The sequence below is a fragment of the Streptomyces sp. NPDC006365 genome, from assembly GCF_042870755.1.
Lineage (GTDB): Bacteria > Actinomycetota > Actinomycetes > Streptomycetales > Streptomycetaceae > Streptomyces > Streptomyces xiangluensis.
The window spans coordinates 1-26,313 of record NZ_JBIAHS010000018.1; the positions used below are offsets into that span (position 1 = coordinate 1).

Below are 26,313 nucleotides of genomic sequence, written 5' to 3' on the forward strand. Positions count from 1 at the left end.
CACATTCAGTTCCGCCCCGACCTGATCGATGGCTGCCTCACCGGCACCGGACTCACGCTCACCCACCGACCGACAACAATCCGAAGACCTCAGTAGGCAACCTTCGCCCTGTCTTCGGCGCGTGGGTGCCGGTCGTCGCCGTGGCGGTTTCGCCACGCGTGACAACGGAACTGGAGCGACGTCACGCGATCACATTGGTCAGCCTTGAGACTCCTGCGGTTTGACCTCGACCTCGCGCAGGCTCTGGTCTTTGAGCTCGGTGCGTGCCTCAGTACGGTGTCCCCGGGCGATGTAGTCACGCACGACCGCTTCGACGGCGTCCTGGGGCGAGCCGACCCCGGCCATGACCATCACTTCCACCACCAGTTCGGCATCGAGACTGATGTTGACCTTTGCCATGAGCGGCCCCTTTCGTCGGTCCGGGACTCTAACAGCCCCACAGCAGCGACTCGTCCCGCTGAGGTTCACGCACAGGACCAACAACAGGGCGAACGTTGCTTGACTGCGGCGACCAGGAGGCGCTGGGTGAGCTGCTGAAGCAGACCATCGAGCAGCAGCCGGCCGAGGTGTCCGCCTGGGACGCCCTGCGGGCCGGATTCGAGGCGATCCTCACCGCCAACCCCGCCCCGGAACGGGTGCTGGAGCTGTCCCGCCTGATCTTCGAGACTCCCTCACTGCGCGCCCGCTACATCGAGAAGCGGCTGCGCTGGCAGACCGAACTCGTCCCGATCGTCCAGGCCCGCCTGGGCAGCGCCGCCGGCCCGGCCCCCGACCTGCGCGCCAAGGCGATCGTCGCGGCGGTCTTCGCCTGCGTCGACACGGCGACTGAACTCTGGGCCGCGAGCGAAGGGCGACTCGACCTGGCGGACCTCTACGACCAGTGCCTCGCGGCGATCCGGGACGGCGGCTGAGACGCGCCACTCCTGGCGACCTGCCTTGCAGATGATCTCGTTGATCTATCGACTGGTTGATGAACAAGATCGGGACGGGCGGGCTCGCGGCTGGATCAGGCGCGGAGTGTGCACAAGAGAATTGCTTCCAGGCGGCGAAGAATGAGTGCGGCCTGGACCAGTACGAGGTCCGCCGCTACGTGGGCTGGCATCCGGGATCGACGCCCGCTACGACGAGCTGGCGCTGCTCCTGGCTCCGCACCGTCAGGCGCCTGATGACGCAAGGCAACTGGTGGGCGAGGTGCGGTTCGATGCGGGGGCTCGCTACCGGGCCGACGGTCTCGACTACTGGTTCTGGTGGCGTCCAAGCAGGTGAGGCCGTCATTGATCATTAGGTGTTGTGTGGACAACCAATGATCACGCGGCGGCCTCGGGCGCCAGCGTAGTGCCTGCCCACTGGCAGGAGGCCTTCGAGGCTCTGATGAGCGGATCGCGGGCCGGTTCGCCCGAGTTGAACCCCGCCGCCGGGTGCGGCGGTTGGTCTCCGGGCTGCTGTCGGACCTACCGCGCAAGAACTGCTGGACCCTGGCCGAGCACGCGGGCGACGCCACTCCGGACGGCATGCAGCACCTGCTCCACCGCGCGAAATGGGACGCCGACGCGGTCCGGGACGACATACGCGCCTACGTGATCGAGCACCTGCACGACACCGAGGCGGTGCTCGTGGTTGACGAGACGGACGATCTGAAGAAGGGCACGGCGACCGTCGGCGTCCAGCGCCAGTACACCGGCACGGCCGGCCGCATCGAGAACGCCCAAGTCGCCGTCTATCTCGTGTACTCCGCCGCCCGCGGACACGTTGCCATCGACCGGGCCCCGTACGTGCCGCGCTCGTGGGCAGAGGACCCGGACCGCTGCCGGAGCGCGGGCATCCCCGACGGTCTGACCTTCGCCACCAAGCCCCAACTCGCCGCCCGCATGGTCGAGCGTGCCCTGGACGCGGGAACACCCGCGCGCTGGGTCGCGGGAGACGAGGTCTACGGCGACAACCCGCACCTGCGGACCACCCTGGAACACCGCCGGACCGGCTACGTCCTGGCCGTCTCCAGCACTCACCCCGTCATGACGCACGCCGGGAAGATCCAGGCGAAGACCCTGGCCGCGCGGATCCCGAAGCGGGCCCGGCAGCGGCAGTCGGCCGGGGCAGGCGCGAAGGGCGAGCGGTACTACGACTGGGCACAGATCGACATCCACGGCCTCACCGGTCGGCTCGGCCAGTGGTGCCTGTTGGTCCGCCGCAACCGCCGCACCGCCGAACTCGCCTACTACCGCTGCTTCTCGCCCCGCCCGGTGCCGCTGTCCGAGCTGGTGCGGGTGGCCGGACGGCGCTGGACGATCGAGGAGACGTTCCAAGCCGGAAAGGGCCTGGCCGGCCTGGACGAGCACCAGGTCCGCCGCTGGACCTCCTGGCACCGCTGGGTCACCCTCGCCATGCTCGCCCACGCCTTCCTCGCCATCACCGCAGCCACCGAACGCCGCGACCGACCCTCCCCCGACGGCCTAATCCCCTTGACCGGCAACGAGATTCAGCACCTGTTCGCGGCACTGATCAGCCCAGTCCACGACCTGGCACACCGCCTGCGCTGGTCACACTGGCGACGCCGGCATCAAGCCCGCGCACGCCAGTGCCTCTACCGACAACAAGCGGCAGGCCGGCCGTGAAGATCCCGATCTACAGCTGGAGTATTAGGTCGTCCCAGATCGCCTGATACTGACCGAAGATTATCCGTGCTTGGGTACGGCTGATCACTTGGCCCCGCAGTCCCAGCTTCGAGTGGTTCGGACGTACGACACCTGTGAAAACGGCCTGTCCGGCACCGTCGCGGCCGGTCTCCCCGCATGACAGGGCTGATCGCGGGTAGGCGCGATGTATCGAGTGGCGGGCTCGTCCAGCAAAGGTATGGTGCCATGACTGAGATCCCCGCCGAGCTCTTCGAGGCAGTAGCGCGGGATGCTCTGCGCGATCTGGCCAGAGTGCCCGACAGCCGGGCGTTGGAGGCGCTGGCGGGTTGTGATGTGTTGATCCCGGCGGTCAGCGGGATCCGATACACCCGTGGCCGCAGTGAGTTCGTGCGGTTTGTGCTGCCGGTGATCGAAAGCGTGAATTTCGCGCCTGCGGTCATGGTCTTCACGTCGGAGGAGCGGCTACGCGAGGCCTTCCCCCAGGTGCCCTGCTACCGGCCTGTCACCTTGCGGCAGTTGGCCGCTTATTGGCCGACCGATGAAGTAGTGCTGGTTATCGATGCCGGGAACGAGGACTCGCTGACCCTGTCCGCACACGAAGCGCGGTGGCTGCTCGCCCGCTGCCTCGCCTGAAAGGACAGGTCGGCGTAGCGACTTTGGCCGGGAGCTGCTTTGGCGCGAGTGATCATGGCCTCCGTAAAGCCGTGGAGCCGACCGCCCCAGCCATGACGTACGCCTTCTCTGGCATCAGGCGGCTGATTGCTGTAGAGCGCGGCATGGGCGCCGGCCGGGCTGGAGCGGGGCGGAAGACAGGAGCGCAGGCTCGGCCGGGGCCGGGCCGCGCGCGGCGAGCGGAGCAAGCCGCCTTGAACCCGTAGAGAAGGTTGTTACTCAGCGATGAGTTGAACTCGTGATCTTGTGAGCGAGCACAGATCCACTCCGGCATAAGCCTGTCACCTACATCGCGCGTCCCGTGTCAGCAGTCGTTAGGCGCTGATTGTGGCCGGAGCCGTCCGTATCACCGTCACGCCTGCCTCTTCCAGGGCTGTACACGTTGCCGTGTCCGAGGATGTGTTGGTCACGACTGCATCCAGGTCCTCGGGGTCGCAGATCTTCACCATGCCCGTTCCGGGGAACTTGCCTGTGTCTGCGAGGAGTACGACCTTGTCGCTAGCAGCAATCATGGCGCGTCTTGCAGGTACTTCGTTGACCGTGGTGTCCATGACCTGGCCGCCGGAGCGAATGCCGCAAGCACCCATGAACAGCCAGTCAGCGTGCACGTGGCGGAGGTGGTTCTCGGTCATGAAACCGTCCAGCGAGCGTGACTCGCGTATGACCATGCCGCCGAGCAGCATCAGTTCAATGCTTTCCTCTTGCGCGAGTTCCTCGTACACCACAAGGTTGTTAGTGATCACGGTGAGTTGGCGTCCATGCAACTGGCGCGCCAACTGGTAGACCGTTGTGCCGGAGTCGAGAATGATCGACTGGCCGTCCTTGATCATAGTGGCGGCCTCGGCGGCTATCGCGTCCTTCTCATCTACCCGAACGTCGGCGGACTCGGCAAAAGGTGTAGGACCCTCTTCGGCACTCGGACGTCGGACGAGTGCTCCCCCATGGACGCGGGTGAGTAACCCGTCCTCTTCCAGCTTGAGCAGGTCCCGGCGAATGGTCGCCGCACTGGCACCCAGCTGGTCTGAGAGTTCGGTCACGGTGACGGTGCCGCCGAACCGCAGCGCCCGCAGGATGAGTTGGTGTCGTTGTTCAGCCAGCACGCAGCGACACTACAGGTCATCGCTTGACCGCTACACCCTTTGCTCAGACAGTGGGGACGATGCTCCACAGTGGTGCTGTGTACTGCTCCGGACGGCAGTTGATCAGCAGTTCGCGAAGGTCTTGACGCTGGCGGCTGTTGAAGTTCAGGACCTCGGTGATGTGGCGGAACGTGGTGTGGGTGATGCCACGTGCTGCGGCCTCGGTCTCGAACCTGTCGAGCGCTGGCAAGACGGTCTGGGCGTCCAACTCGGTCGTCGGCTGCTCCTTGAGCCATGTGGCCTTGTTGCGCTCGTAGTCGATCTCCGAGTAGCCGCAGATTTCGCGGCTGTGTGCCTCGACCTCGTCCAGGCTCTCGGTTGCCAGGACCGCGCGCCAGCTGATTGCGGCTCAACGCCTCGTCCATGTCGACCTCGTGGACCCTCGGACCCTCGTCCGTGAGAGGTACGGGCAGGCCTGCGTCCCGTACCTCGCAGGTGCCGCGTACGCCTCGGGCCGTTGCCGCGAGCATCCCGGTCGCCTCGGACGGGTGCCACTCCAGGACCGAGCTGATCGGCTCCACCTCCTTCGATGTGAAGGTGTGGACAAACGGGGCCGAGTGCAGTGCGCAGGTCGTCGAATTTGAGAAGGCCGCACTGATCTATCAGCACTCCGACGACGAGCGGCAGCGCGACGTGGCGGCCGGGCTCGATGAGATGGTGCGTGCGGAACGTGAGAAGGATCTCCGTAAGGCACAGGGGTCCAATTCCTAGGCGGGGCCCTGCCTCGCATCTTGTAAGTGGGAGGGCGTCACGGCGCCCTCCCATATGACGTTCAAGGGGGTGCTTCCTGAGGGCGCTGAAGGGCGGACGAAATTCATGAATCGGCCTGCTGATGGTCAAGTAGCCTGCAACCCCAACGAAAATAGGGAAAGCGCATGGGTGACGTCACGCCTCAGCAGTACCGCGAGGCCGTCGAGAAGATCGTCGCTGACTACCGCGGAGCTGGGCAGATCGAGACGAAGCAGCGCAGATACCGATCTGTACTTATCGGGCACGGTTGGTGTGCTGAGGTGCATCGCCTCGCGGAGGCGGCCTTGCATCTCGTGGATCTCGGGTACGGCCACGAGTCGCTGCCTCTGCTTCGGACGATGTTCGAGACAACCATCAGCTTGCACTGGCTCTCGCAGAAGGGCGACGCAGGTGCGCTCGGGGTGCTGGCTGAGGGCGGACGTACGAACCTGGCCGCGCTAACGGACCTGGAGAAGGCGTTCAAACTGCCGCAAGACCTCATTGACCTGATCAAGAGTGAGCCGGTCGAGAAGACTGACGAGAGCGAGGCCTTCCGCAAGTTCCAGACGCAGTGCGACGAGATCGATCCCAAGAGGGAGCTCTATTCGGTGTACCGCCACCTCTGCGGCTTCGCTCACCCGAGTACGGTCGGCGCCTTCACCTTCATCGAGACGGCAACGGAACCGCCCAGCCTCCGCAGCGAGCCCCGAACGGGCAACTCCGTTGTGGAGGCGACCGCTGCCATGTGCGTCATCTGGGCGGGTCGGGCATTCGATGAGATGGTCAGCGGGAAGCCGCGCAAGCAGTTCTTGCGCTCGGCGGCAAGAGACCTCGGGCTGCCGCCGATCCTGCCTGCGATCAGTTAGGCCGTCTCTTTCGGATCACCGAATCCTTGGTGCGTGAGCGCTCATCGGTTGGGCACCTTCGACGGCTTCTGTAGCCTGGCGTTGATCGTGTGTCGGGGGGAGCTGAGCTGACCGTGGTGAACATCCTGTCCGTGGCCATCGGCGCCGGTTTCGGCCTCATAGGGGCCGTGTTCGGTTCTTGGTTCACCGCGCGCCGACAAGACCGCATGTGGCTTCGCGAACAGAAGCTCAAAGCCGGGATCGGCTTCAACACTGCCGTGACTCAGCTGATCGACTACCTCCGGGAAACACAGCTGAGTGACGACGGTGCTGGGGGCAACGAGCTGGCGGGCCGGATGCAGGAAGCCCGGTCGGCCCTCTACCTAGTGTGTGCCGACGACACCGTCGAACTCGCCAACATTCTCGCGCGTCGAGTCTGGAAGTCCCGGCCCAGTGAGGGCAGGGACGATCGCAGGGCCGAGCACCATGAGACGTTGGACCTCCTTCGCCGCTTTACCCAGCAGCTCCGGCGAGAGATCGCCAGGACGTAGTCTCAGGCGAATCAGCGGTCGGATCAGAGGAAGATGCCTGCGATGTGGAGTCCGGCCAGGTAGATGGCGCGGTCTTCTCGTAGCGGGTGGCGATGCCTCGCCACTGCTTCAGGCGGTTGAGTGGTCGCGGATGGCTCGAGTGGTGCGCTCGGACCTAGTGGTGCGGTTACTGGTGGCCTTCGCCCGCCTGCAGCGGTGGGTCGAGCGATCACCGCTTTAGGAGTTCGATCGACGTACTGGTCCGCTGCTGGACCGTCATGTCATGAGTCGTGCTTCCACTCCACAGGGCACCGCCGGGATCTGTACGTGTCCACCGTCGTTGATGTCAGCCCCACCCCCGCTCGAACCCGTAGTGAGGCGCTCCACGCAGGCTGGAATCATGGCCACATGAAGCCCATAGATGCGCAGGACGGTCTTCGGCACCTGTTGAACGAGTGGGATCCCATCGGGGTTGCCGACGCTGTGAATGACGAGTACGACTGCATGATTGCCCCGCTCCTCAGCCGCCTGCACCGCGGGGCCGGGAGAGCGGAGATCAGCGAGTTCCTGTGGTCCGAAATGGGAGATCACTTCGGCCTGGCACCAACGCGGCAGGAGATTGACAACATGGCAGACCGGCTCGTGGTCTGGTGCGCGGGTAGGGCCGAAAGCTGAACCACGCGGGCGGTCGAACGGTCCAGGACCTCGCTGCAACTCATGATCACTGCTGTAAGCCTGGGAGTGCTCTACGGAGCCTTCGCCCTGGTCAAGTCGGCCACGGCGTGGAATCCACGTCAGCGGCACCTCGGTGCCGCCATGAACCGTCGTTGACTGTGGTTGACCGCCTGATGTGGCACGACTGTGGCACGCGTCGGGGCCTGGGTCGGCCGGCCCATGCCTCGTAAGTTCCCTCGGACAGGCCGGCGCTGCGAGCCGCGTTCAGCAACTGGCGCACCAGCGAATCCGACGCCAGGTACATCGGCGAGGTCCTGGGCGAGGCGGCGCGCGGTGCCATCGAGTAACAGTCCGTCTCCATAGCCAGTTGGCCCCGTAGGTTCATGGCCGAGTAGACGAAGTGAAGAAGGGGTCCCGAAAGTGGTCGTAATCGCTCACCTCAGCGACATCCATATCGACGACGGGCAACGCAGCATCGACCGCACCCGAACTGTCATGGATTACCTCGACGACCTCCCCTACGACCTGGATGCCGTCCTGGTAACCGGTGACATTGCCGACCACGCCCTGCCCACCGAGTACGAGGAGGCTCGCAAACTGCTGGTCTCCCGGCACCCGATGCTGGTCTGCCCCGGCAACCACGACGACCGCGCCGCGTTCCGTCAACACCTGCTGGGGCAACCGGGGTCGGTGGCCCCGGTCAACCAGGTGCACCGCGCCGCCGATGCCGTCATCGCGCTGTGCGACTCCTCGGTGCCGGGCAAGCACGAGGGCTACCTCGAGGACGAGACGCTCACGTGGCTGGAGGACGTGCTGGCCCAAACCCCCGAAAGGGTGCCCGTCCTGGTCGGCTTCCACCACCCCCCGGCCCTGCTGCACGAGCCCTTCATTGACGGGATTCGCCAGTTCGGGGAGGAGCGGCTGGCTGCACTCGCCGACCGGCACCCCCATCTCGTGGCCTTCCTGTGCGGGCACGCCCACACCCCCGCGGCCACCACCTTCGCCGAGCGCCCGCTGCTGGTGGCCCCGGGAGTCGCCTCCACCCTCCGCCTCCCCTGGGAGCGCCGCGCCCACCCTCAGGATTACGTCGACCTGGATCAGCCTCCCGCGCTCGCCTTCCACGTCCTGGACGATGAAGGACGGCTGACCACCCATTACCGATGCGTCACCAACTGATGGCCCAGTTATGAGCCTCGGGGCACTACCGATTGTCCTCGTTGGGGCATCGTTGGCCACTGCCGAGGGGACTCGGACGGCCCAGAGGCGGCCCCGCCTGCCCCTCGATGCGAACTACGGGTGAGGTTCCCCCGAGATGCGGAGGTCGGTGACAGAGGGGCAGATGGGACTCATGAGAGGAACATCGACCATGGCTGCCCCCAGAAAGTACTCGTTGGAGTTGCGTGAGCGTGCGGTACGGATGTATCGCACTGCCGATCCGAAGCCGCAGATCAAGAAGCTGGCCGTCGACCTCGGGGTGCACCCGGAGGCGCTGCGCGGCTGGATCCGGCAGGCCGAGGCGGACGCCGGTGAGCGCGGCGACCGGCTCACCACCGACGAGCGCGCCGAGCTCGCCGCGCTGCGCAAGGAGAACGCCCAGCTCAAGCGGGCGAACGAGGTCCTGCGGACGGCCTCGGCTTTTTTCGCGGCCCAGCCCGACTCGACCCGGCCCAGGTGACTGCGCTCCTCGACGAGCACCCTCACCTGGGGGTCGAGCCCGTACTGCGGGAACTGTCCATCGCCTCCTGACAGCCTCAACCCACCACTTATCCCAGCTTCCATCCCGTCCGCCGTCGACCCACACTCCGTGGAGCGGCGTGGTTCATGGCGTCCAGGTGGAGCGTGCCACTGTACGAACGACCTGGACGCCATGGGCCGCGTCTGCTCGGCTCTGCCTGGGTCGGCGGCGGACGGGGTGGAAGCTCCCCGCGCACGCCCCTACGGACCCGCAGTCGGGAACGGCGCCCCCCTCTATCCCGGTGCCGGCCGATCCCTCGCCGCAGGCATCATCTTGTACTCGCGGATGACGTCCCGCCCTTGCCCGCATGCACGCAGCGCGCCGCCGGGCGCGGCCGCCCGTACGCGGGCAGGACCGTGACCGTGCACGTGGCGGAAGCGACCCTCACCGTCCACCTGGACGGCCAGGTCCGCGTCATCCAGCGCACCACCGACATCCCCGTCCGGCACGTGAAAGCGAACAAGCCCTTCAAGGTTTCCGATGTTGTCTAGGCCCACCGTCAAGCATCAACTGGGACCAGAACGTCAAACATCACCTGGGACTAGACACCTCTGTCCTCCGGGGGGTTGCCGCACCGTTTCAAGATCCTGCAAACATCGCACGACGAATAACGCGCCAACCTAGGATGGCGGCCATGCTTCCGAGAGACCGTCAGGTCAGTGCCGAGATAGGTCTTCCGTTTCTGAAGATAGGCACGAACGATGTAGGTGCGTTCTTCAAGCGTCGTGGACGTCAACCGAGCGGCCCGTTCCTGCTTATTTCAGTGAGCAGCGGGTTGGCACTTGACACTGCACTTCACAGTGCAGATGGCAGCCATCCGCACCTTTGGGGGCCACATGGCCAACCGCATCAGTTGTGGTACCTGGAGGCGTCTGGCCATGGGCGGGAGGTGCATATCATCTCCGCGAGCAACAACTTGCTGCTGGATGGTCAGGCATCAGCGGCCGGTCATCACCCCCGCATGCGGGGGCGCAGTGATAACGGTGCGGCTTGGCAACGGTGGGCCGTCTTCCCCGCTCCTGGGCTTCGGGCGCATCGCATCATCAATGCGGGAACAGGCCATGCGTTGGATTGCCCTCACGACGCTGAGGCAAGGACGATGCCCGTGTTCTGGGAGCCGCATGACGGGGGTAACCAGCAGTGGCTATTGGCCATGCCATTCGTGATACCGGAAGACGGCTCCTGAATGCAGAGTCGGGTTGGCTGGCTAGCTCCCTACGATGGACCAGAGAGGGCCTTCGTATTGTCCAGGGCGGCTTCCGACGAGAAGTCCTCTGAGGGCTTGGCGCTGGGTGCCGGGGAGGCCGAGTGCCTCGGTGAGGCGGCGGAAGGTCGTGTGGGTGATCCCGCGGGTGCGGGCTTCGGCAGCACCGGAGCACCATCGCCCGGCTGCCGCGGGGAAGGCCGATCTCGGCTACCTGTTCCTGTCGCGGGCATGGGGATTCGGGTACGCCTTCGAGGCGTGCGCGGCGGCACTCGACTGGTTCGACGGCGTCCTTCCCGGCGACCCGGTGGTGCTCGCCACCCAGACCGCCAACGTCGGCTCGATGCGCCTCGCGGCAAAGCTGGGGTTCACCGAGGTAGAGCGGTTCCGGGCCTGGGACGCTGAGCAGTGGCTCGGCATGCGGTCCTCGGTCACGCCGTCCGATTGAGCCATAGCCCAGCTCTTATGGTGCGGTTGTGGTGCGTGACCGGGCCACCGGTCTGGGCAACAAAGAACCCCCGGGTCCCTGACCTGGGGGTTTCACATGGAGCGGGTGACGAGAATCGAACTCGCGCTCTCAGCTTGGGAAGCGACGGCGCTCGGACAGCCACATGGCTGTTGACCTGCATGGATTCGCTGTGGCGATGCTGTTGCGCGGGCGTCATCGCACCCCTGGTGACCGTGGTTGTCCGCTCTTACGGGCACGCTATGGGCACGCCTTCGAAGAAAGAGGGGTAGAACGCCTGTATGAACGGGCTCTGCGCTTGACTCGGCCATGTCGGATGACCGGCTCCGAGACGCTTGGCGAAAGCGCAGCCTTCCGGCGAAGTAGGCCCCTGTCCGGGGACGACTTCCTGGGAACAGAAGGGCGCTCGGTCCTAGCTCACTTGCCGGCTTCGGGGCCGTACCACTGGAGTGCCTGGCCGGTGACGGCGGCGATGCACTCGAAGTCGCGGTCACGGTGCAGCAGGGTGAGTCCCTGCAGTTCGGCCGTGGCGGCGACCACGAGGTCTACGGCTCCGGCGCTGCGGTGCTGTCCGCGTTGAGTGAGGACCTCCTAAACCTGCCAGGCGCGGTCGTAGGCGCGGTCGTCGACCGGCACCCAGCCGAAGAGCGCACGCATGTCCTCGATGCCTTGTGCGCGGTCGGCGGCGGAACGTGCGCTGTAGAAGAACTCCAGCTCTGTGATGGGGCAGGTGGCGATGAGCCCGGCTGCAGCTGCCTGGTCCCATCCGAACTGCTCGGCGTCGCCGGGCAGCAGGCGGGCGAGCGCGCTGGTGTCGATCAGGTATTGCGCGGCGTTCACTGTTCGAGCCCCAGGTGTGTTTCAGCACTCCGGGGTGAGCGGCAGCGTGAGTCGGCCTCCGGCGTGAGGCCGGAAGCCGTAGCCCCCGCGCGCCCAGGCGGTCCCTGAGGGGTTCGTAGGCGGCGGTGCCAGCCACCTGGCGGGGGTGCACCCGACGATCGCCGGATGGTCGAAGAAGGGCCCGGGCTTCCAGGCTGGTGGTATGACACCGTGCGCGCACGAGAGGGAGCTCGACACCGCCTGCCGGCCACCGGCCGATGCAGCGCGGCGGGTCGCAGTACACCGGGCGACGCAGGAGCGAGTTCTGGGAGTTCCTCGGCATGGCGTTGGCGGCGGGCGGCCTCTGTCTGGCCGTCGTACGCCCTGAGCTCCGCGATGACGTTGTGCACACGCTCGCCACGAGGGCAGTCGAACCGGCCCGTTGAGCCGACCCCCGAGGCACCCGCGCGGCCCGGTGCCCGCAGCCGCTGACGCGGTGCGCGGCCGACCACGTAAGAAAGGAATCCTGTGAACACCGCATCCGCCCCAGAGGCGACGGGTGCTGAGTCCCTGCGCGTCCGCGAGACGCTCAAGGCGCTGTACGGGTACGTCCGCCCGCACCGGTGGACCGTCGTACTCGGTCTTCTGCTGGCGCTGGCAGGGGCCGCCGGCGGGCTGCTCCAGCCACTGGCCACGAAGGCGCTGGTCGACCGGCTCTCGTCCGGTGGCACGATCGCCACCATCCTGCTGGCCCTGACCGTGCTGGTGCTGCTGAGCACGGTGGCCGAGGCATTCGGCGCCTATGTGCTGGAGCGGATGGCGGAATCGGTGGTCCTGGCCGCTCGCCGCAGCCTCATCGGCCGGCTGCTGCGGCTGCGGCTCTCGGCGGTGGAACGGGTGCAGCCGGGCGATCTGATGTCCCGGGTGACCTCCGACACCACGCTGCTGCGGGCCGTCAGCACCCAGGCGGTGGTCAACGCCGCGACCGGCATGCTGACGCTGATCGCGGCGGTCGTGGTGATGGCCTTCCTGGACGCCGTCCTGCTCGGCGTCGCCCTCGTCGTGGTCGCGGTCGTCGGGGCGGGCGCCGCCCTGGTGATGCCGAAGATCGGGCAGGCCGCCGAACGCTCCCAGGCCGCGGTCGGGGAGATGTCCACCGGTCTGGAGCGGGTCTTCGGCGCGTTCCGCACGGTGAAGGCGTCCGGCGCCGAGGATCGGGAGACCGCTCGCGTCGAGGCTTCGGCCCGGCGGGCGTGGCGCCACGGCGTGCGCGGCGCGAAGTGGGAGGCCCTGCTGGGAACGGCGGACAACCTCGCCGTCGAGCTGGCGTTCCTCGCGGTGCTCGCGGTCGGCGGGGCGCGGGTGGCGTCCGGGGACATCCCCGTCTCCACACTTATCGCGTTCCTGCTGTACCTCTTCTACCTGATGGAGCCGGTGTACAAGCTGGTCGAGGCCGCCTCCGAATACCAGGAGGGCGCGGCCGCGATCTCCCGGATCAAGGAGGTGGACCGCCTTGCGGCAGAGCGGCCGGCCACGCGGCAGCCGGTGCGGCCCGAGGCGACCGTAGCCGTACGGCGTCCGGCGTCGGTCCGCTTCGAGGATGTGTCCTTCCGCTACGGGCCCGGGCTGCCGTACATCCACCAGCAGGTGGACTTCGAGGTGCCGGGCGCCGGGATGACGGCCTTCGTCGGGCCTTCGGGTGCGGGTAAGTCGACGGTCTTCTCGCTCATCGAGCGGTTCCACGAGACGACCGGCGGCCGAATCCTGGTCGACGGCGAGGACGTACGCCAGTGGCCACTGCCCGAGTTGCGGTCCGTCATCGGGTACGTCGAGCAGGACGCCCCGGTGCTGGCCGGAACCCTGCGGGAGAACCTGGTCTTCACCGCGCCCGGCGCGACGGACGACGACATCCGCGCCGTCCTCGTCCGGACCAGGCTTGACGCCCTCGTCGAGCGTCTCCCGCACGGCCTGGACACCCTGGTCGGACACCGCGGCTCGAAGCTGTCCGGCGGCGAGCGCCAGCGCGTCGCGATCGCGCGCGCACTGCTGCGCAGACCCCGGCTGCTGCTGCTGGACGAGGCGACTTCGCAGCTCGACGCCGTCAACGAGCTGGCGCTGCGGGACGTCATCGCCGAGACGGCGCGCGAGACCACTGTCCTGGTGGTGGCGCACCGCCTGTCGACGGTGACGGACGCCGACCGCATCGTCGTCATGGACGCCGGCAAGGTCCGCGCGATCGGCACCCATGAGGAGCTGGTGGCCAAGGACGAGCTGTACGCACAGCTCGCCGCGGCCCAGCTCCTGACCCCTGCGGTACGCCCCCACGGGTGAGACGGGTGCCCCACCGGCTGCCCCCGCCGCGCGGCGGGGGCAGCCCGGCTGTGTGGCGGGGTGACGCCGGACAGCAGCCGGATACCGGAGCGCCGCATGACGCATGACGCATGAGGCTGAGGACAGCGCCTGCGTCACCAGGCGGCTCGCTCACCCGTTCAGTCCGCCGCCAGTCCGCCGCCTCACCTGGCCACCACCGGCTCATCGACGAGAACCGGTACGCCTTTCGCGCCGCAGGCCGCCACACGGCGCTGATCAGGCGGAGGTGACCCGCGCATCCGACGCATGAACCATGACGGCCAGGAGGCCACTTGAGAGTGGCCGCGAACCGGCTGCTGTGTGTGAACACCCTCGTGACATTTCCCGCGAGGACCAGCACCGGAGAGGCTCTGACGTGCCCCCGCTCCAGCCATCGGGCGACAAGCGGGCATCCGGCGGCCACCGGGCGACCACGGCAGTGATCACGATCAGCACGAACGTCATGTGGATTCGGTTCGGTCAACAGCACGTACGGAAGAGACACGTACGGAAGAAAGAGGGCCAAGCCCGGCCGCTCGGGGGCCTGTGTGAGCCGTTCGGCGGGCCATCGGCCCGGGTCCGCGTGGTTCGCGTGGCGCGGTGGCCGGCAGCGTGTCGTCGTGCGGGACCGGAGGGTCGAGCGCGTTCGCCGTCGACCCGTCCGGCGACGCGGGCGGCCTTCCGGATGGCCGGAGTCCAGGCTGCCGGCAGGGTTGCTGCCGCTGATCGGCGGGATGGGTGCCCAGGGCGGGCGTCCTGGGATGTAGGTGCAGGCCAGGACCACGAGGAGTGACAGCGCTTCAGGATTCCCCGTCGGGCGTCGGCCCGCACGGCCGACCGGAGTCGGCCGATCCTCCCGCAAGGGTGATGGGCTCAGCCCTTGCGGGCCGCGGGGGCTGCCGGAGCCGGGGCAGGCCATGTAGGCCGACCGCCCCGGCCTGGCCGCCTCATCGGACGTACTTCGCCGGCTTGGTGGCCGCGTTGAGCAGGTACTCCAGGGGACCGCGGCGGAAGAAGCGGGACCAGATCGCGGCGAAGACGATCGCCACCAGGATGTACGTGAGCACGGGCATCCAGGACTTCGTGGTGCCGGCGCCGGAAGCGGGCCACGCGGACTGTGCGAGGAAGTGGCCGACGTAGGCCGTCAGGGACATGGTGCCCACGGCGATGACCGGTTTCGCCAGGCGACGCAGGCGCGGCAGGCGGTCCATCAGCACCGTCGCGCCTACGATCACGAGGATCGCGAAGCCCACGCTGCCGATGATGTCGAACGTGGTGCCGGTGTGCGGCCCGGCACCCAGCAAATCCGAGGCCGACGACACGAGTTGCTCGCCGGACCCGCTGCCACTCGACCCCGCCCCGGAGCCACCGGACCACGAACCGGAACCACTGGACCACGAACCTGAGCCGCCGGACGACCCCCCGATCCCGCCGAACACCGCGTCCTTGCCCGCAAGCAGCAGGGACAGGCCGTACGCAGCCACGGTGAGGGCGGCGCCGAGCGCGGCAAGGCGCCGCTGGACGGCGGGGGCGGACAGGTCGAGGCGGGCCAGCGCCATGCCGGCGATCAGGAACGGCATCCACGTGATCGTCGGATAGAGGCCTGTGAGCAGCAGATCGACGACTCCCACGTCGTTGAGCTTCTCGAGCGGGTCGTAGGCGTTGATGCTCTGCAGGACGGACCCGCCCAGCCACATCTTCAGGACGAACGCCAGCTGCGGCGTGACGAGCGCGAGCCCCGCAGCGATGATCGCCAGAGTCCTGGCGGACAGCCGCAGCAGGGGCAGGGCGAGGAGGAAGTAGACGCCGTAGAAGCCGAGGATGATGACGTCCCCGTACTCGATCGCCAGCACGCTGCCGAGCGTCAGCAGGATCACGGCGCGGATCGCGATCCGCGCCTTCGCCTGGCGGCCGGCGAGGCCGGTCTTCGGCTCACGGCGGCCGGCGATCAGCATCAGTGAGAACCCGGCGAGGGTGGCGAACAGGACCGACGAGTGACCGTCGGCCAGGAACCGGACCCACGTACCGACGCCGCTCGTGTTCCCCAGCATCGGGCCGATGTGCACGATGTACATGCCGAACACCGCCAGCGCACGGGCCAGATCCACCCCGACCAGACGTCCCATCGAGGGATTGCTCAAGACCTTCCCGTCGGACCCGGGCGAGGTCGCGGGCCGTGGAGGCGAGTTCTCCTGCGGAGCCGAAGTCTCCTGCGGCGGCTGTATCTGTGTCATACGGACAACCTCGCCGTGCCGTCAGGAGGCGGACCATCCGGCAGACTTCGGTGACACCCCCGCCGACCGGCCGGGACCAACCCGCCGACCGGCGGACCAGCCCCCCGGCCGGTCAGCGGGCCTGGACGGCCCACCCGCCTACTTGATGACGGCGTTGGCCACCACGACGACAAGCCCGAGCAGCGCGTCCACCAGGCCGATCCTCAGGGCGGAGCCCCACGTGCGACCTGCGGCGCGGGCCGCGAGCACGCCCCAGGCGAACAGCAGCACCACGTTCACGGCGAAGACCACGTACTCGACGACCACGTCAGCTCGATCCTGACCAAGCTGCGGGTCACCAGCCGTGTCCAGGCCGCACTGCTCGCCGAGCGCGCCGGACTGCTCAGCGAGAAGAGCGACGACGCGGCACGGAACAACGGACGATGAGCACGGGCCGGGCACCGTGGCGGCGGGTACCGCCCTGGGCGGTCGACGCGGGCCTCGTCGCACTCGCCGTGCTCGACGCCTGGATCAACCTCTACGGCGAGGGAACCACCCCCCTCGTCTGGTCCTGCGTCGCCCTCGGCAGCGCAGCGCTGTTCCTGCGCAGACGCTTTCCGCTGGCCGTCTTCCTGCTGACACTGCCCATGACCCTGTTCATGGACGTGGCGGTCGCGCAGATCACCGCCCTGTACACACTGGCCGCGTCCACCCGCAACCGCCCGCTGCTGGCCGGCTGCGCCTGCTGAACGCGACGGCAGGCACCCTCGCCTGGTCCCTGTCCGAGGGATTCGCCGACGACCGGACCTGGACGCTCATTCAGTTCGTCTACACGCTGGCCACCGCCACCGCCCCCGTGCTGTTCGGCCAACTCGTCCAGGCCAGACACGACGTGGCCCTCCAGCTCGTCGAGGTCGAAGAGGCCCGGGAACACGAACGCGCCCTGCACGCTCAGACCGTCCTCGCCCGCGAACGCGCCCAGCTGGCCCGCGAGATGCACGACGTCGTCTCTCACCAGGTCAGCCTCATCGCCGTCCAGGCCGGAGCCCTCCAGGTCGCCGCCAAGGACCCCGACGCCCGCGAGGCCGCCCGCACCATCCGCACTCTGAGCGTCGACACCCTCGACGAACTCCGCCACATGGTCACCCTGCTCCGAGCCTCCGGCGGCAAGGAAACCGAACTCACCCCTCAGCCCACCCTCGCCGACCTCCAGCAGCTCATCGCCAACAGCGGCATCGAGACCACCCTGACTGGCGGGCTCCCGCCCGGCATCAGCACGACCGCCCAGCGCACCGTCTACCGCACGGTTCAGGAAGCCCTCACCAACGTGCGCAAGCACGCCCCCGGCGCCCGCGCCGAAGTACGCCTGTGGCACGACGCCCACCACTTCGGCGTCACCGTCACCAACACCGCCCCCACCCGCCCGTCGTACTCCTGAGGCGGCTGACCGGTGGACCTGGCTGATCCTCGCCGTCTACACGCAGCTGCGGCTGGCCCGGCCGCTGGCGGCCGACCTGCGCCGGCCGTGGGAGAAGCCGAGCCCGCCGAACAGGCTCACCCCGGCCCGCGTCCGCCGCGACTTTCGGCACCTGCGCCCGCAGGCAGCATGCCCCGCCAGAGCACCGAAATCCTCCCGCCCCGGCCCGGGGCGACCACCCGGCCGCAAGAACACACGGCCCACCCCGCGCTACGACGTGCACAGTGAGAAGTTGGCTTCGAAAGCATCTCGCTGTGACTGCCCAGCCCGCGCCGAAGTCCGCGCGGGGTTTGAGGGCGGGTGCTGTCCGTGGGCTGCGGCATGCTGCGTGCTTCCTCTCCGTTGGCCTCACGAGGGACGCTACCGCGCGCGGGTGGGACGGTATGACGAGAAGTCACGTCTCATCCCCATTGCCGTCTTCGTGGCCCGGAAACGGGGGTACCGGCCCTCAGAGTTGGCCTACCAGGCCGCGTACAGCCGTCGGCCCTCCGACCGGCGTTGCCCATGTCGAGGTGCACGAGGCCACTCAAGCGGCGCGACAGCTGCGGGAACTTACCTCGGCCCCTCGATCCCACTGCAGGTGGGTGCGGGAACGGTTCCGTCGAACGTCGGTCACCAGGCCGAGGAGCCCGGACGGTCGTGCGCGGCGGTGATCTGGTCGTCATGGTGTCGCTCTGGCTCTTGCGATCACACCGCCCCTGCGCTGCGGTTGTCCCCACGGCACAGCAGGCTGTGCAGCGCCTGCGCTGCCGGGGACAGGGGTGCCGCGCGGCGCAGGACGTACGAGTGGCGGCTCTGGGGTGGGTCGAAGGGAACGATGACGACTCCGCCGGCTCGCCCGAGTTCGGCGAGCGTGCGGGGAAGGACCGCGGCGCCGGCGCCGGCGAGGACGAGGTAGAGGGAGGATCCGCGCAACTCGGTCTCGACGGCGGGTGTGAACGCGGTGGCGCTGTCGACGCCCGCCCCGGCCAGCATGTCGACCACCATGTCGCGGACGCCGGTGACCACTTCGAGGTCGAGCAGGTCGGGCACGCGGACGACGCCGCCCGGTGGCGGGAGGCTGCCGGGCGGCAGGGCGAGCACCATGTCCTGCTCGGTGACGAGCTCGCCGGCGAGGTCGCGTTCAGTGGGGTCGAGACGGTCGGTCAGGCCGAGTTCGACGGCGCCGGAGCGGACCGCCTCACGGACTTCTTCGGGGCGCTCGGCCGAGGTGACGCGGATGCGGACCTGGGGATGGCGTGACCGGAACTGCCCGATCACCGCGGCGAGCGGGTCGAGCAGCACGCCGGGCAGCGCGACGAGGTCCAGCCGTCCCGCGACGAGCCCCGACACGGCTTTCACCACGGCCCGGCCGGTCTCCATCTCGCGGACGATCAGTCGCGCCTGCCCTGCGAACGCCTCGCCTGCGGGGGTCAGGCGGACACCTCGGGGCATGCGGTGGAACAGCTCCGCGCCGAGATCGGACTCGAGCAGCTTGATGGCGTGGGAGAGCGACGGCTGGGAGACGTGCAGTGCGGCGGCGGCCGCGGTGATGCTGCCCTGGTCGATGACCGCGAGGAAGTACTCGATCTGCCTGCGTTCCACAGCCCCTCCCAGCCTGATATAGAAATTTCCTATGCCCCTCCGAGGGTAATCGGTATTTGTCGTATGGCTCGTGCAGGAGTGCAATCGAGGTGCCCGGTCGATCGCCCTGTTGAGGAGCCGCACGCGATGAAGCAGATCACGTCGGGGACGGAGATCGTCCTGCTCGGTACGGCGGGAGGCCCCCGCCTTCGTACGAACCGAGCGGGCATCGCCTCGGCGGTGGTCGTCGGCGACGCGCTTTACCTCGTGGACTTCGGCTACGGTGCCTGCCGCCAGAGCAAGCTCGCCGGCCTGGACCTCGGCCAGTTGCGGGCGGGCTTCGTCACGCACCTGCACTCCGACCACATCGCCGACCTGGCCAACCTGTTGCTGTTCGGCTGGTACGAGAACCTGGAGGACGTCACCCGGCCCGTGCACCTGTACGGGCCCGGTTCCCGGGGCCGCGTGGCGGCGCCCTCGGCCGATCTCCGGGCGCAGGACGTGGTGTGTCCGGAGGACCCGATGCCCGGCTTCGCCGCGACCGTACGTCACCTGGCGCAGGCGTTCGCCACCGACATCAACGACCGGATGCGGGACAACGGCCGCAGCCATCCCGGCCGCCTTCTGGAGGCGTACGACATCGAGCTGCCGGCTTCCGTGCCGTTCGACCCGGATACCGCGGCCGCGCCGCCGATGGACCCCCTCCCCGTCTACCAGGACGACCGGGTCGAGGTGTCGGCAGTCCTGGTCCAGCACGCGCCGATGAGCCCCGCGTACGCGTTCCGTTTCGACACCGCCGGCGGGTCGGTGGTCTTCTCCGGCGACACCGGGGTCTGCGACAACGTCATCACGCTCGCGACCGGCGCCGACGTGCTGGTCCACGAGGTCATCGACGAGCAGTGGGTGCAGCGCACCCACGGCGCCGTGGACACACCCCGCGCGCGGGCGACCATCGCGCATCACACCTCGGCGCACACCCCCATCCCCGACGTCGGCCGCGTCGCCCAGAAGGCCGGCGTCGGCACGCTCGTTCTCAACCACCTCGTCCCCGCCCAGATCGACCGTCCCCGCTGGCACGAGGCCGGTGAGCACTTCACCGGCCGGCTGATCGTCGGCGAGGACCTGCAGAGGATCCCGCTCATCTCCTGAACCGCGTCCCCGGAGGCTCCGATGTCGCAGCCCACCCCTGCCCCGCTCACCCCCGCTCCGCCCTCCCCGACCCAGCTCCGCCGTGTGGCCGTCTCCGGGCTGCTCGGCACCGCCATGGAGTTCTACGACTTCCTGCTGTTCGGCACCCTGGCCGCGCTGGTGTTCAACAAGCTGTTCTTCCCCAGCCTGGACCCGGCGGTGGGCACCATCGCCGCCTTCGGCAGCTTCACCGCCGGCTACCTCGCCCGCCCCGTCGGCGGCCTGATCATCGGTCACTTCGGCGACCGCGTAGGCCGCAAGTCCATGCTCATGGCGACCATGACGACGATGGGCCTGGCCAGCTTCCTGATCGGGCTGCTTCCCACCTACGCCGCGATCGGGGTCTGGGCCCCCGTCCTGCTCGTCCTCCTGCGCACCGTCCAGGGCTTCGCCATCGGCGGCGAATGGGGCGGCGCGGTGCTGATGACCACCGAACACGCGGGCAGCCGCAGGCGCGGCTTCTGGAGCAGCTTCACCACCATGGGCGCCCCGCTCGGATCACTGCTGTCCACCCTGGCCGTCCTGGCGGTGTCCTGGCTCCCTGACGAGCAGTTCCTCGCCTGGGGCTGGCGCATCCCCTTCCTGTTCAGCATCGTGCTGCTCGCGGTGGGACTGTTCGTCCGCTCACGGGTGGCGGAGAGCCCGGCCTTCGCCGCGCAGAAGCGCACCAATCCCAAGCCTTCACGACTGCCCGTCCTGGAGGTCCTGCGGCATCCGCGCAACCTCGTCCTGACCACCGGCCTCGGACTCGGCCCTCTGGTCATCCAGGCCCTGTGGAGCACGTTCATCATCACCCTGGCCGTGAACGAAGGACACGACCGCTCCACCGTCCTGCTCGTGCTGGCCATAGGATCCGCGATCTCCTTGCCGATCCTGCCCGCGGTCGCCGCCCTGTCCGACCGGTACGGTCGCCGCCCGGTCATGTTCACCGGCGCCGTCGCCACCGTCGTACTCGCCTACCCGCTGTTCCAGACGATCCAGTCCGGGTCGACGGCCGGCATGCTCGCCGCCCTGCTGATCGGCCGCTGCGTGCTTCAGCCGGTGATGTACGCCCCCTGGCCCGCCGTCACCGCCGAGAGCTTCGGCACCGGCCACCGCTACACCGGCGCCTCCCTGGGCTACCAACTGTCCTCGCTGCTCGGCGGCGGTTTCTCCCCGCTCATCGCCACCAGCCTGCTCGCCTACGGCGACGGCGACACCCATTTCGTCGCCCTGTTCGTCGCCGCGTCCGCACTGGCCACGATCGTCTGCATCTGGCGCATAGCCGAAACCCGTGACGCCGACCTGTCACCCCAGGAACCGGCCACCAGCGCGACAGGCGGACGGCAGGAGGCCGAGAACCCGGTCAGCTGACCGCCCGCGCGCCCAGGCACCACACACCCGCCGGCCCACCCTCCGCGAAGGAGACCCCTGTGGCACCGAGAGCCGCCCGCTGCGCCAACCTTGTCGCGGTCACCCTCACGACGCTCCTCCTGGCCACCGCGTCGCCCGCCGCGCACTCGGCGACGAACGACACCACCCACGTCGAAGGCCGACTCCCCTCGGGCGCGACGTACATGATGGATGTCCCGGCCGACTGGAACGGCACCGTCCTCGTCTACAGCCACGGCTACGTCGACCCCGGCAGCAGCAACCCGGCCCGCGACGCGCCCGACGGCACGACCCAGTCCCTGCTGCTGGCACAGGGATACGCACTCATCGGCTCCTCCTACGCCACCACCGGCTTCGCCATCGCCGACGCGGTTCCCAGCCAGATGCAGACCCTCGACGCCTTCACCAGTCGCTTCGGCCCGGCCCGCCGCACCATCGCCTGGGGCGACTCCTTCGGCGGCCTGGTCACCACGGCGATCGCCGAGCGCCACGGGAACAGCATCGACGGATCGTTGTCGATGTGCGGCCTCGTCCAGGGTGGCGTCGCCAACTGGAACGACGCCCTCGACACGGTCTTCGCCCTCAAGACCCTGATCGCGCCCGACGCCGACATCCCGCTGACCGACCTGTCCTCCCCGCAGGCCGCCGCCGATGCCGCGGGCGCATTGACCGCCGCTGTCACCGAGGCGCAGTCGACCCCCGAAGGCCGGGCCCGGATCGCCCTCGCCGCCGCCCTGCACAACATCCCGGTCTGGAACTCAGCGAACCAGACCCGCCCCGCGCCCACCGACTGGGCCGCCCAGGAGGCCAACCAGTACTCGGCGATCCTGGGCTTCCTGCAGCGCACCTTCATACGTCGGCAGGACGCCGAGGCCCGAGCGGGCGGAAACCCCTCCTGGACCACCGGGGTGAACTTCGCCGCGCTGCTGGCGAAGTCCTCCGTGGCCAAGGGAGTGGGCGAGCTCTACAAGTCCGCCGGCCTGTCCCTGAAAGACGACCTCACCACCCTCAATCACGCCCCCACGATCAGTGAGAACCCCGCTGCCCTGGCCGAGACCAGCACCACCAGCGCCCTCACCGGCAAGCTGACCAAACCCCAGATGGACATCCACACCATCGGCGATCCGACTCTGCCGGTGCAGGTCGAGAACGCCTACCACCGCGCCGTGACCGCAGCCGGCTCCGGTGCCCTGCTGCGCCGGGCCTACGTCGACAACGCCGGCCACTGTTCCTTCAGCGCGGCCGAACGCCTCGGCGCCCTCAACACCCTGGAAGACCGCATCACCACCGGCCACTGGCCCGACACCGACGCCGCCGCCCTCAACAACCGCGCCGCGGCCGCCGACCCCACGACCCCGGCCCGCTACACCGCCTACCAGCCCGGCCCCTACCCGCGCCCCTACGATCTCGCTCACCCAGCCGACCGCCCCTGACCCCCGGGTTTACAACAGAGGCCGGGGTCTCCTGCCACCAGAAGGCCCCGGCCTCATAGGCTCAGGAAGCTGCCGAACAATAACTCCTAGATCTTGGTGAGGGTTACGGGGGCGTGAGGTCGTGCCCGGCGATCTCGGCGAGCTGTTGTGTCGTGGTCACGGTGAGGACGCCGACCGGGACCGTGTACCCGAGCGCGGTGAGCACGGGTGTGGCCTCTCGGAGGGTCGCGCCGATCCGGCTCTTGGCCAGGCCGGTTGCCTCGGCGAGTGGTGTCCGGGCCATGGACCAGCGCTTCGTGAGGAGGAAGACGACAAGCTGGTCGGCGACGGAGAGTCGTCTGCTGCCGGCGCCGGGGCCGCCGTCGGGGCGTTTGCCGGGCAGGAAGATCGGCGGATGCCCGGCACACCAGGCTTGGTAACGGGCGGCGAGATCGTCGAAGGCGGCGGGTTCGAGTCCGGTGAGGCTGGGGTGCCGCAGCTACATGGGGAGCTTGTCGCCGGTGGGAAAGCGTCCGAACTCTGCGCAGGGTGGGGACAATTCAGGAGCGAGTGGTTCGGGGCGCAGGGTGTAGTTCCACGTGCCGTGCCACTCGTGCGGCGTCATGGGCAGGCGTTCCATGACGGTGTCGGGGACGGTGACGCCGGTGGGGTAGGCGCCGGGGTCGAGCTCGGCATGGACGGACAGTCCGCTGCGTGTCGTGGTCGCTCCGATGGTGCTGCAGCTCCCGGCGCGACCAAGTCGGACGCGGGCGTACGCTTCGTCGTCCTTCCGGCCTTCCTGGGAAGGAGGTGAAACGCCACCTCGCCTGGTACGCAGAGAAGGGGCCTGATGGCCTCCTCTTCGTCGGTGAGGAGGGAGCTCCCTTCCGCCGGACATCCTTCGGCCGGAAGTGGCGGCGTGCCCGTACTGCCGTCGGCCTGCCGGACGGCTTCCGCTTCTACGATCTTCGTCACACTGGACACACGCTCTCGACGCGTTCCGGTGCGACGCTGAAGGACACCACGGTCCGGGCCGGCCAGTCCTCCGAGAAGGCGGCGCTGATCTATCAGCACTCCGACAACGAGCGGCAGCGCGAGGTGGCCGCCGGACTCGACGAGATGGTGAGCGCCGAGCGTGCGAAGCACCACAAGGACAACACCGCGCACCACAAGGAGGAGTCCACCGGAAGCTAACGGAGAGCTAATGGCGCGGTTGTGGTGCACCACCCGTGCACCGGTCTGGACAACAAAGAACCCCCGGGTCTCTGACCTGGGGGTTTCGCATGGAGCGGGTGACGAGAATCGAACTCGCGCTCTCAGCTTGGGAAGCTTGGGTGCTCCGGCTGGGGGTGTCCTGTTGACCTGCGGCGGAGCGCGTTGGCGCCCTGGCTGACCACCGCTTCGGTACCTGCTGTTCCCCGTGGTTCCCCGCACGACCTGGCACGCATCTGGCACGGCCGTTCTCGACAGGACTGTGGCTCGGTTTGAGCACTCGCGCTGAAGTGGTCCATGTATGCTCGGCGCGTCGTCAGTTGAGACTAGGGGCAGGAGTTTGGGGTTCGATTCCCCTTGCGCCCTTCCTCGTACTCGCTTCGGCCGCGTTGGCACTGAGGTTCGTTGCACTGGTCCTAGGAAGCACTACGTCAGGTAACGCAACTGCCCGCGCTACTCGAAGGGAGAACACCATGAGCAAAATGCGAAAGTCACGTGAGGCCGTTCTGATGGTGGCCGCGGCGGTCGCAGAAGGTTCCGCAGCTGGTCTGCTGCTTCCTGTCTGAGCTGACGACCGGAAGGGCCTTGATGCTGGTGGTAGGCATCAAGGCCCTTGCTGTGTCTGAGGTGACGCAGCTTGGGAAGCTGCGATCATTTGGGGTGGATAAGGCTGCTGAACTGGGCGTTCGCCTGGCACCAGGCCTCATCGCCCTTGGTCCCCTTCACCGTGGTGCCCCGCTGTTTCCCGCTCCATCTGGTGCGCTTGTGGTGCGTCGGTCGCGTCCTGACTCGCCGGCTCCACCGTACAGATGGGCGTGGAGAGGCTCCTTGGCCGCTTCAAGGCGCGGGCCGTAGTTGGGCATGAAGGTTTCTGGGCTACGAGCGACTGACCGGCGTCATGACGGGTCTCGCTGGGCTCGGAGGTGTGCCCTCACCATTTCTCGCTGATCTAGAAAGAACTGCGAGGGTTCCGGGAGCGGTTCCTCCCGCAGGAAGGCGGAGAGCACCGCGATGGCCTCCTTGCAGAGGGCGTCAATCCAAAGATTCGCCTCACTGTGGGTTTGGCCCAGAGCCTCGTGATATCCAATGAACCCCATGATGCCGAATACCCGGTCGCGCATCTCGTCGGCATCGGGCACCACGTAGAGGGCAGCGTCGAAGGTCACGCTCCACTCGACGAACACCTCGGTCCAGGCGTTCTCACTCTCCTCTTCATCGATCCGGTTTGCGGTAGCCTGGCGAAAGTGTATGAGCATGTCCAGCGCGGCTTGGCCCGCCGTGTACCGGCGCTCCTCCCGGCGTTCGGCCTTCGCAATCCTCGCCTGGTGCCGCTGCTGGAGCCATCCGCCCAGCAGCGCTCCTCCCGCCCCCACCACTGCGCCTCCGAAACCGATTAGCCCCACCCACGTCTCGGTCTGCACTGCCCTCCCTCTCGCTGCATCGGGGCGCCCTGACACACTTACCAGTGGCCGTCATCTGGGAAGATTCCGGGTTGCCGCATCGACCGCAAGAGCAAATGATCGACAGTCACGGCTTGAGTCTCTAACCGACCCTCTATAAGCAACTATCCTGTGCCCGTCAAATGAATATCCAAAATCAGAGAGCCCCTGTAGCATTTTTTTGACTTCTTGAGGATTCTTAAGCTGCTTCTCTGTGAATTCACCTCGCCCATGGGCAGATGCGTTCCTGAGTGTGATGAGATGCTGGAACGAGCTCCATTCGGACAGGCGCCTGAGATCGACACCGAGGGAATCTTTGGCAAACGCGAGCGCATTGGGCCATGTTGAATCAATGGTCGACTTATTCTTCTCGTACAACTTGGTGAGCATCGGACTGCCGGCTGCCTCCACATGCGCCGAAGCCATATCTCTTATGCGTCCGAAGGTAAAGTATTCGCATTCTGCGACCATTCGTGAAATATAAGACAAAGTTTGAGCGCTTTGCTCAGCTGTCAAACTGTCTGAGTTCGAAATGGCCACCCTGTTTCGCATATCCGCTTGATCGATTCTTCGTGACACGATCTCCCAATCGGCGCAAATCCGCATTATGGAGCGACATGCTTCTTCGGCCTCTACGGACAT

21 protein-coding genes and 8 pseudogenes are annotated in these 26,313 nt (G+C 67.7%); 19 read left to right on the forward strand and 10 right to left on the reverse strand.

What is annotated here, in order from left to right:
* Positions 1-198 precede the first annotated feature (198 nt).
* The gene (locus tag ACFYO0_RS35335) at positions 199-399 is read right to left on the reverse strand and encodes a type II toxin-antitoxin system VapB family antitoxin (RefSeq protein ID WP_388684465.1); all 201 of its coding nucleotides are present in this window, start codon (positions 397-399) and stop codon (positions 199-201) included.
* Between the two features lie 95 nt (positions 400-494).
* Here ACFYO0_RS35335 and ACFYO0_RS35340 point away from each other — a divergent pair, with 95 nt between their 5' ends.
* From ACFYO0_RS35340 to ACFYO0_RS35350, 3 genes are all read left to right on the forward strand, one after another.
* The gene (locus ACFYO0_RS35340; RefSeq protein WP_388684467.1) at positions 495-911 is read left to right on the forward strand and encodes a TetR/AcrR family transcriptional regulator; all 417 of its coding nucleotides are present in this window, start codon (positions 495-497) and stop codon (positions 909-911) included.
* Between the two features lie 435 nt (positions 912-1,346).
* Positions 1,347-2,612 (forward strand): IS701 family transposase, encoded by a 1,266-nt coding sequence (locus ACFYO0_RS35345; RefSeq protein ID WP_388684881.1) that lies wholly within the window; start codon positions 1,347-1,349, stop codon positions 2,610-2,612.
* 246 nt (positions 2,613-2,858) lie between these two features.
* Complete coding sequence (locus ACFYO0_RS35350; protein ID WP_388684469.1) at positions 2,859-3,266, forward strand: SseB family protein; 408 nt, start codon at positions 2,859-2,861, stop codon at positions 3,264-3,266.
* 353 nt (positions 3,267-3,619) lie between these two features.
* Here ACFYO0_RS35350 and ACFYO0_RS35355 read toward each other — a convergent pair whose 3' ends face one another.
* Both ACFYO0_RS35355 and ACFYO0_RS35360 read right to left on the reverse strand, forming a co-directional pair.
* Positions 3,620-4,405, reverse strand: a complete 786-nt coding sequence (locus ACFYO0_RS35355; protein WP_388684471.1) for a DeoR/GlpR family DNA-binding transcription regulator — start codon at positions 4,403-4,405, stop codon at positions 3,620-3,622.
* 43 nt (positions 4,406-4,448) lie between these two features.
* A pseudogene (locus ACFYO0_RS35360) lies at positions 4,449-5,065 on the reverse strand (DUF1152 domain-containing protein); the annotation flags it as partial.
* A 254-nt stretch (positions 5,066-5,319) separates the two neighbouring features.
* On the opposite strand from ACFYO0_RS35360, the gene ACFYO0_RS35365 reads away from it, so the two are divergent.
* The 8 genes and pseudogenes from ACFYO0_RS35365 to ACFYO0_RS35400 all read left to right on the forward strand — a co-directional run.
* Positions 5,320-6,039, forward strand: a complete 720-nt coding sequence (locus ACFYO0_RS35365; protein WP_388684473.1) for a DUF5677 domain-containing protein — start codon at positions 5,320-5,322, stop codon at positions 6,037-6,039.
* 113 nt (positions 6,040-6,152) lie between these two features.
* Positions 6,153-6,569 (forward strand): hypothetical protein, encoded by a 417-nt coding sequence (locus tag ACFYO0_RS35370; protein ID WP_388684475.1) that lies wholly within the window; start codon positions 6,153-6,155, stop codon positions 6,567-6,569.
* A 387-nt stretch (positions 6,570-6,956) separates the two neighbouring features.
* Complete coding sequence (locus tag ACFYO0_RS35375; protein WP_388684478.1) at positions 6,957-7,223, forward strand: hypothetical protein; 267 nt, start codon at positions 6,957-6,959, stop codon at positions 7,221-7,223.
* Between the two features lie 420 nt (positions 7,224-7,643).
* The gene (locus ACFYO0_RS35380) at positions 7,644-8,399 is read left to right on the forward strand and encodes a metallophosphoesterase (protein ID WP_388684480.1); all 756 of its coding nucleotides are present in this window, start codon (positions 7,644-7,646) and stop codon (positions 8,397-8,399) included.
* 190 nt (positions 8,400-8,589) lie between these two features.
* Positions 8,590-8,898 carry a transposase gene (locus ACFYO0_RS35385; RefSeq protein WP_388684483.1) on the forward strand — a complete coding sequence of 103 codons (309 nt, stop codon included), beginning with the start codon at positions 8,590-8,592 and terminating at the stop codon, positions 8,896-8,898.
* Between the two features lie 359 nt (positions 8,899-9,257).
* Entirely contained in the window at positions 9,258-9,449 is a 192-nt protein-coding gene (locus tag ACFYO0_RS35390) for a hypothetical protein (RefSeq protein ID WP_388684485.1), read from the forward strand.
* Between the two features lie 143 nt (positions 9,450-9,592).
* Positions 9,593-10,144 carry an RICIN domain-containing protein gene (locus tag ACFYO0_RS35395; protein ID WP_388684487.1) on the forward strand — a complete coding sequence of 184 codons (552 nt, stop codon included), beginning with the start codon at positions 9,593-9,595 and terminating at the stop codon, positions 10,142-10,144.
* Positions 10,145-10,196: 52 nt separating this feature from the next.
* Positions 10,197-10,610, forward strand: a pseudogene (locus ACFYO0_RS35400) (GNAT family N-acetyltransferase); the annotation flags it as partial.
* A gap of 435 nt (positions 10,611-11,045) precedes the next feature.
* Here the strand turns inward: ACFYO0_RS35400 and ACFYO0_RS35405 are convergent.
* Positions 11,046-11,468, reverse strand: a pseudogene (locus ACFYO0_RS35405) (PIN domain nuclease).
* 507 nt (positions 11,469-11,975) lie between these two features.
* Between ACFYO0_RS35405 and ACFYO0_RS35410 the strand changes: the two are divergent.
* The gene (locus ACFYO0_RS35410; protein ID WP_388684488.1) at positions 11,976-13,778 is read left to right on the forward strand and encodes an ABC transporter ATP-binding protein; all 1,803 of its coding nucleotides are present in this window, start codon (positions 11,976-11,978) and stop codon (positions 13,776-13,778) included.
* Positions 13,779-14,743: 965 nt separating this feature from the next.
* Here ACFYO0_RS35410 and ACFYO0_RS35415 read toward each other — a convergent pair.
* Positions 14,744-16,030 (reverse strand): DUF418 domain-containing protein, encoded by a 1,287-nt coding sequence (locus ACFYO0_RS35415; RefSeq protein ID WP_388684491.1) that lies wholly within the window; start codon positions 16,028-16,030, stop codon positions 14,744-14,746.
* Positions 16,031-16,168: 138 nt separating this feature from the next.
* Positions 16,169-16,336, reverse strand: coding sequence for a hypothetical protein (locus ACFYO0_RS35420; protein ID WP_388684493.1), 168 nt, complete (start codon positions 16,334-16,336; stop codon positions 16,169-16,171).
* Between ACFYO0_RS35420 and ACFYO0_RS35425 the strand changes: the two are divergent.
* From ACFYO0_RS35425 to ACFYO0_RS35435, 3 pseudogenes are all read left to right on the forward strand, one after another.
* Positions 16,328-16,456, forward strand: a pseudogene (locus tag ACFYO0_RS35425) (DNA-binding response regulator); the annotation flags it as partial. The gene ACFYO0_RS35420 and the pseudogene ACFYO0_RS35425 sit on opposite strands and share 9 nt — an antisense overlap.
* Positions 16,453-17,438 (forward strand): annotated as a pseudogene (locus ACFYO0_RS35430) (sensor histidine kinase); the annotation flags it as partial. The pseudogenes ACFYO0_RS35425 and ACFYO0_RS35430, both read left to right, overlap by 4 nt.
* Positions 17,428-17,739: pseudogene (locus ACFYO0_RS35435) on the forward strand (transposase); the annotation flags it as partial. The pseudogenes ACFYO0_RS35430 and ACFYO0_RS35435, both read left to right, overlap by 11 nt.
* A gap of 434 nt (positions 17,740-18,173) precedes the next feature.
* Here ACFYO0_RS35435 and ACFYO0_RS35440 read toward each other — a convergent pair.
* Positions 18,174-19,070: a LysR family transcriptional regulator gene (locus tag ACFYO0_RS35440; RefSeq protein WP_388684495.1), complete on the reverse strand. Its 897-nt coding sequence runs from the start codon at positions 19,068-19,070 to the stop codon at positions 18,174-18,176.
* Positions 19,071-19,196: 126 nt separating this feature from the next.
* Between ACFYO0_RS35440 and ACFYO0_RS35445 the strand changes: the two genes are divergently transcribed.
* Genes ACFYO0_RS35445 through ACFYO0_RS35455 form a run of 3 tightly spaced genes read left to right on the forward strand, consistent with a single transcriptional unit; the run spans position 19,197 to position 23,041 of the window.
* Positions 19,197-20,198, forward strand: coding sequence for an MBL fold metallo-hydrolase (locus tag ACFYO0_RS35445; RefSeq protein WP_388684497.1), 1,002 nt, complete (start codon positions 19,197-19,199; stop codon positions 20,196-20,198).
* 21 nt (positions 20,199-20,219) lie between these two features.
* Positions 20,220-21,590 (forward strand): MFS transporter, encoded by a 1,371-nt coding sequence (locus tag ACFYO0_RS35450; protein WP_388684499.1) that lies wholly within the window; start codon positions 20,220-20,222, stop codon positions 21,588-21,590.
* A gap of 59 nt (positions 21,591-21,649) precedes the next feature.
* The gene (locus ACFYO0_RS35455; RefSeq protein ID WP_388684502.1) at positions 21,650-23,041 is read left to right on the forward strand and encodes a hypothetical protein; all 1,392 of its coding nucleotides are present in this window, start codon (positions 21,650-21,652) and stop codon (positions 23,039-23,041) included.
* A gap of 103 nt (positions 23,042-23,144) precedes the next feature.
* On the opposite strand, the pseudogene ACFYO0_RS35460 reads toward ACFYO0_RS35455, so the two are convergent.
* A pseudogene (locus ACFYO0_RS35460) lies at positions 23,145-23,759 on the reverse strand (ISAzo13 family transposase); the annotation flags it as partial.
* On the opposite strand from ACFYO0_RS35460, the pseudogene ACFYO0_RS35465 reads away from it, so the two are divergent.
* Positions 23,754-24,214, forward strand: a pseudogene (locus ACFYO0_RS35465) (site-specific integrase); the annotation flags it as partial. The pseudogenes ACFYO0_RS35460 and ACFYO0_RS35465 sit on opposite strands and share 6 nt — an antisense overlap.
* Positions 24,215-25,128: 914 nt before the next feature.
* Here ACFYO0_RS35465 and ACFYO0_RS35470 read toward each other — a convergent pair.
* Positions 25,129-25,653, reverse strand: a complete 525-nt coding sequence (locus tag ACFYO0_RS35470) for a hypothetical protein (RefSeq protein ID WP_388684505.1) — start codon at positions 25,651-25,653, stop codon at positions 25,129-25,131.
* Positions 25,654-25,704: 51 nt separating this feature from the next.
* A complete protein-coding gene (locus tag ACFYO0_RS35475) occupies positions 25,705-26,313 on the reverse strand; it encodes a hypothetical protein (RefSeq protein ID WP_388684507.1) in 609 nt (202 codons plus the stop codon).

Excerpts from the sequence above, each read along its gene's own strand:
- ACFYO0_RS35335 (WP_388684465.1), bottom strand. The coding sequence starts at position 399 with ATGGCAAAGGTCAACATCAGTCTCGATGCCGAACTGGTGGTGGAAGTG.
- ACFYO0_RS35350 (WP_388684469.1), top strand. The coding sequence starts at position 2,859 with ATGACTGAGATCCCCGCCGAGCTCTTCGAGGCAGTAGCGCGGGATGCT.
- ACFYO0_RS35365 (WP_388684473.1), top strand. The coding sequence starts at position 5,320 with ATGGGTGACGTCACGCCTCAGCAGTACCGCGAGGCCGTCGAGAAGATC.
- ACFYO0_RS35375 (WP_388684478.1), top strand. The coding sequence starts at position 6,957 with ATGAAGCCCATAGATGCGCAGGACGGTCTTCGGCACCTGTTGAACGAG.
- ACFYO0_RS35385 (WP_388684483.1), top strand. The coding sequence starts at position 8,590 with ATGGCTGCCCCCAGAAAGTACTCGTTGGAGTTGCGTGAGCGTGCGGTA.
- ACFYO0_RS35395 (WP_388684487.1), top strand. The coding sequence starts at position 9,593 with ATGCTTCCGAGAGACCGTCAGGTCAGTGCCGAGATAGGTCTTCCGTTT.
- ACFYO0_RS35415 (WP_388684491.1), bottom strand. The coding sequence starts at position 16,030 with ATGACACAGATACAGCCGCCGCAGGAGACTTCGGCTCCGCAGGAGAAC.
- ACFYO0_RS35445 (WP_388684497.1), top strand. The coding sequence starts at position 19,197 with ATGAAGCAGATCACGTCGGGGACGGAGATCGTCCTGCTCGGTACGGCG.
- ACFYO0_RS35450 (WP_388684499.1), top strand. The coding sequence starts at position 20,220 with ATGTCGCAGCCCACCCCTGCCCCGCTCACCCCCGCTCCGCCCTCCCCG.
- ACFYO0_RS35475 (WP_388684507.1), bottom strand. The coding sequence starts at position 26,313 with ATGTCCGTAGAGGCCGAAGAAGCATGTCGCTCCATAATGCGGATTTGC.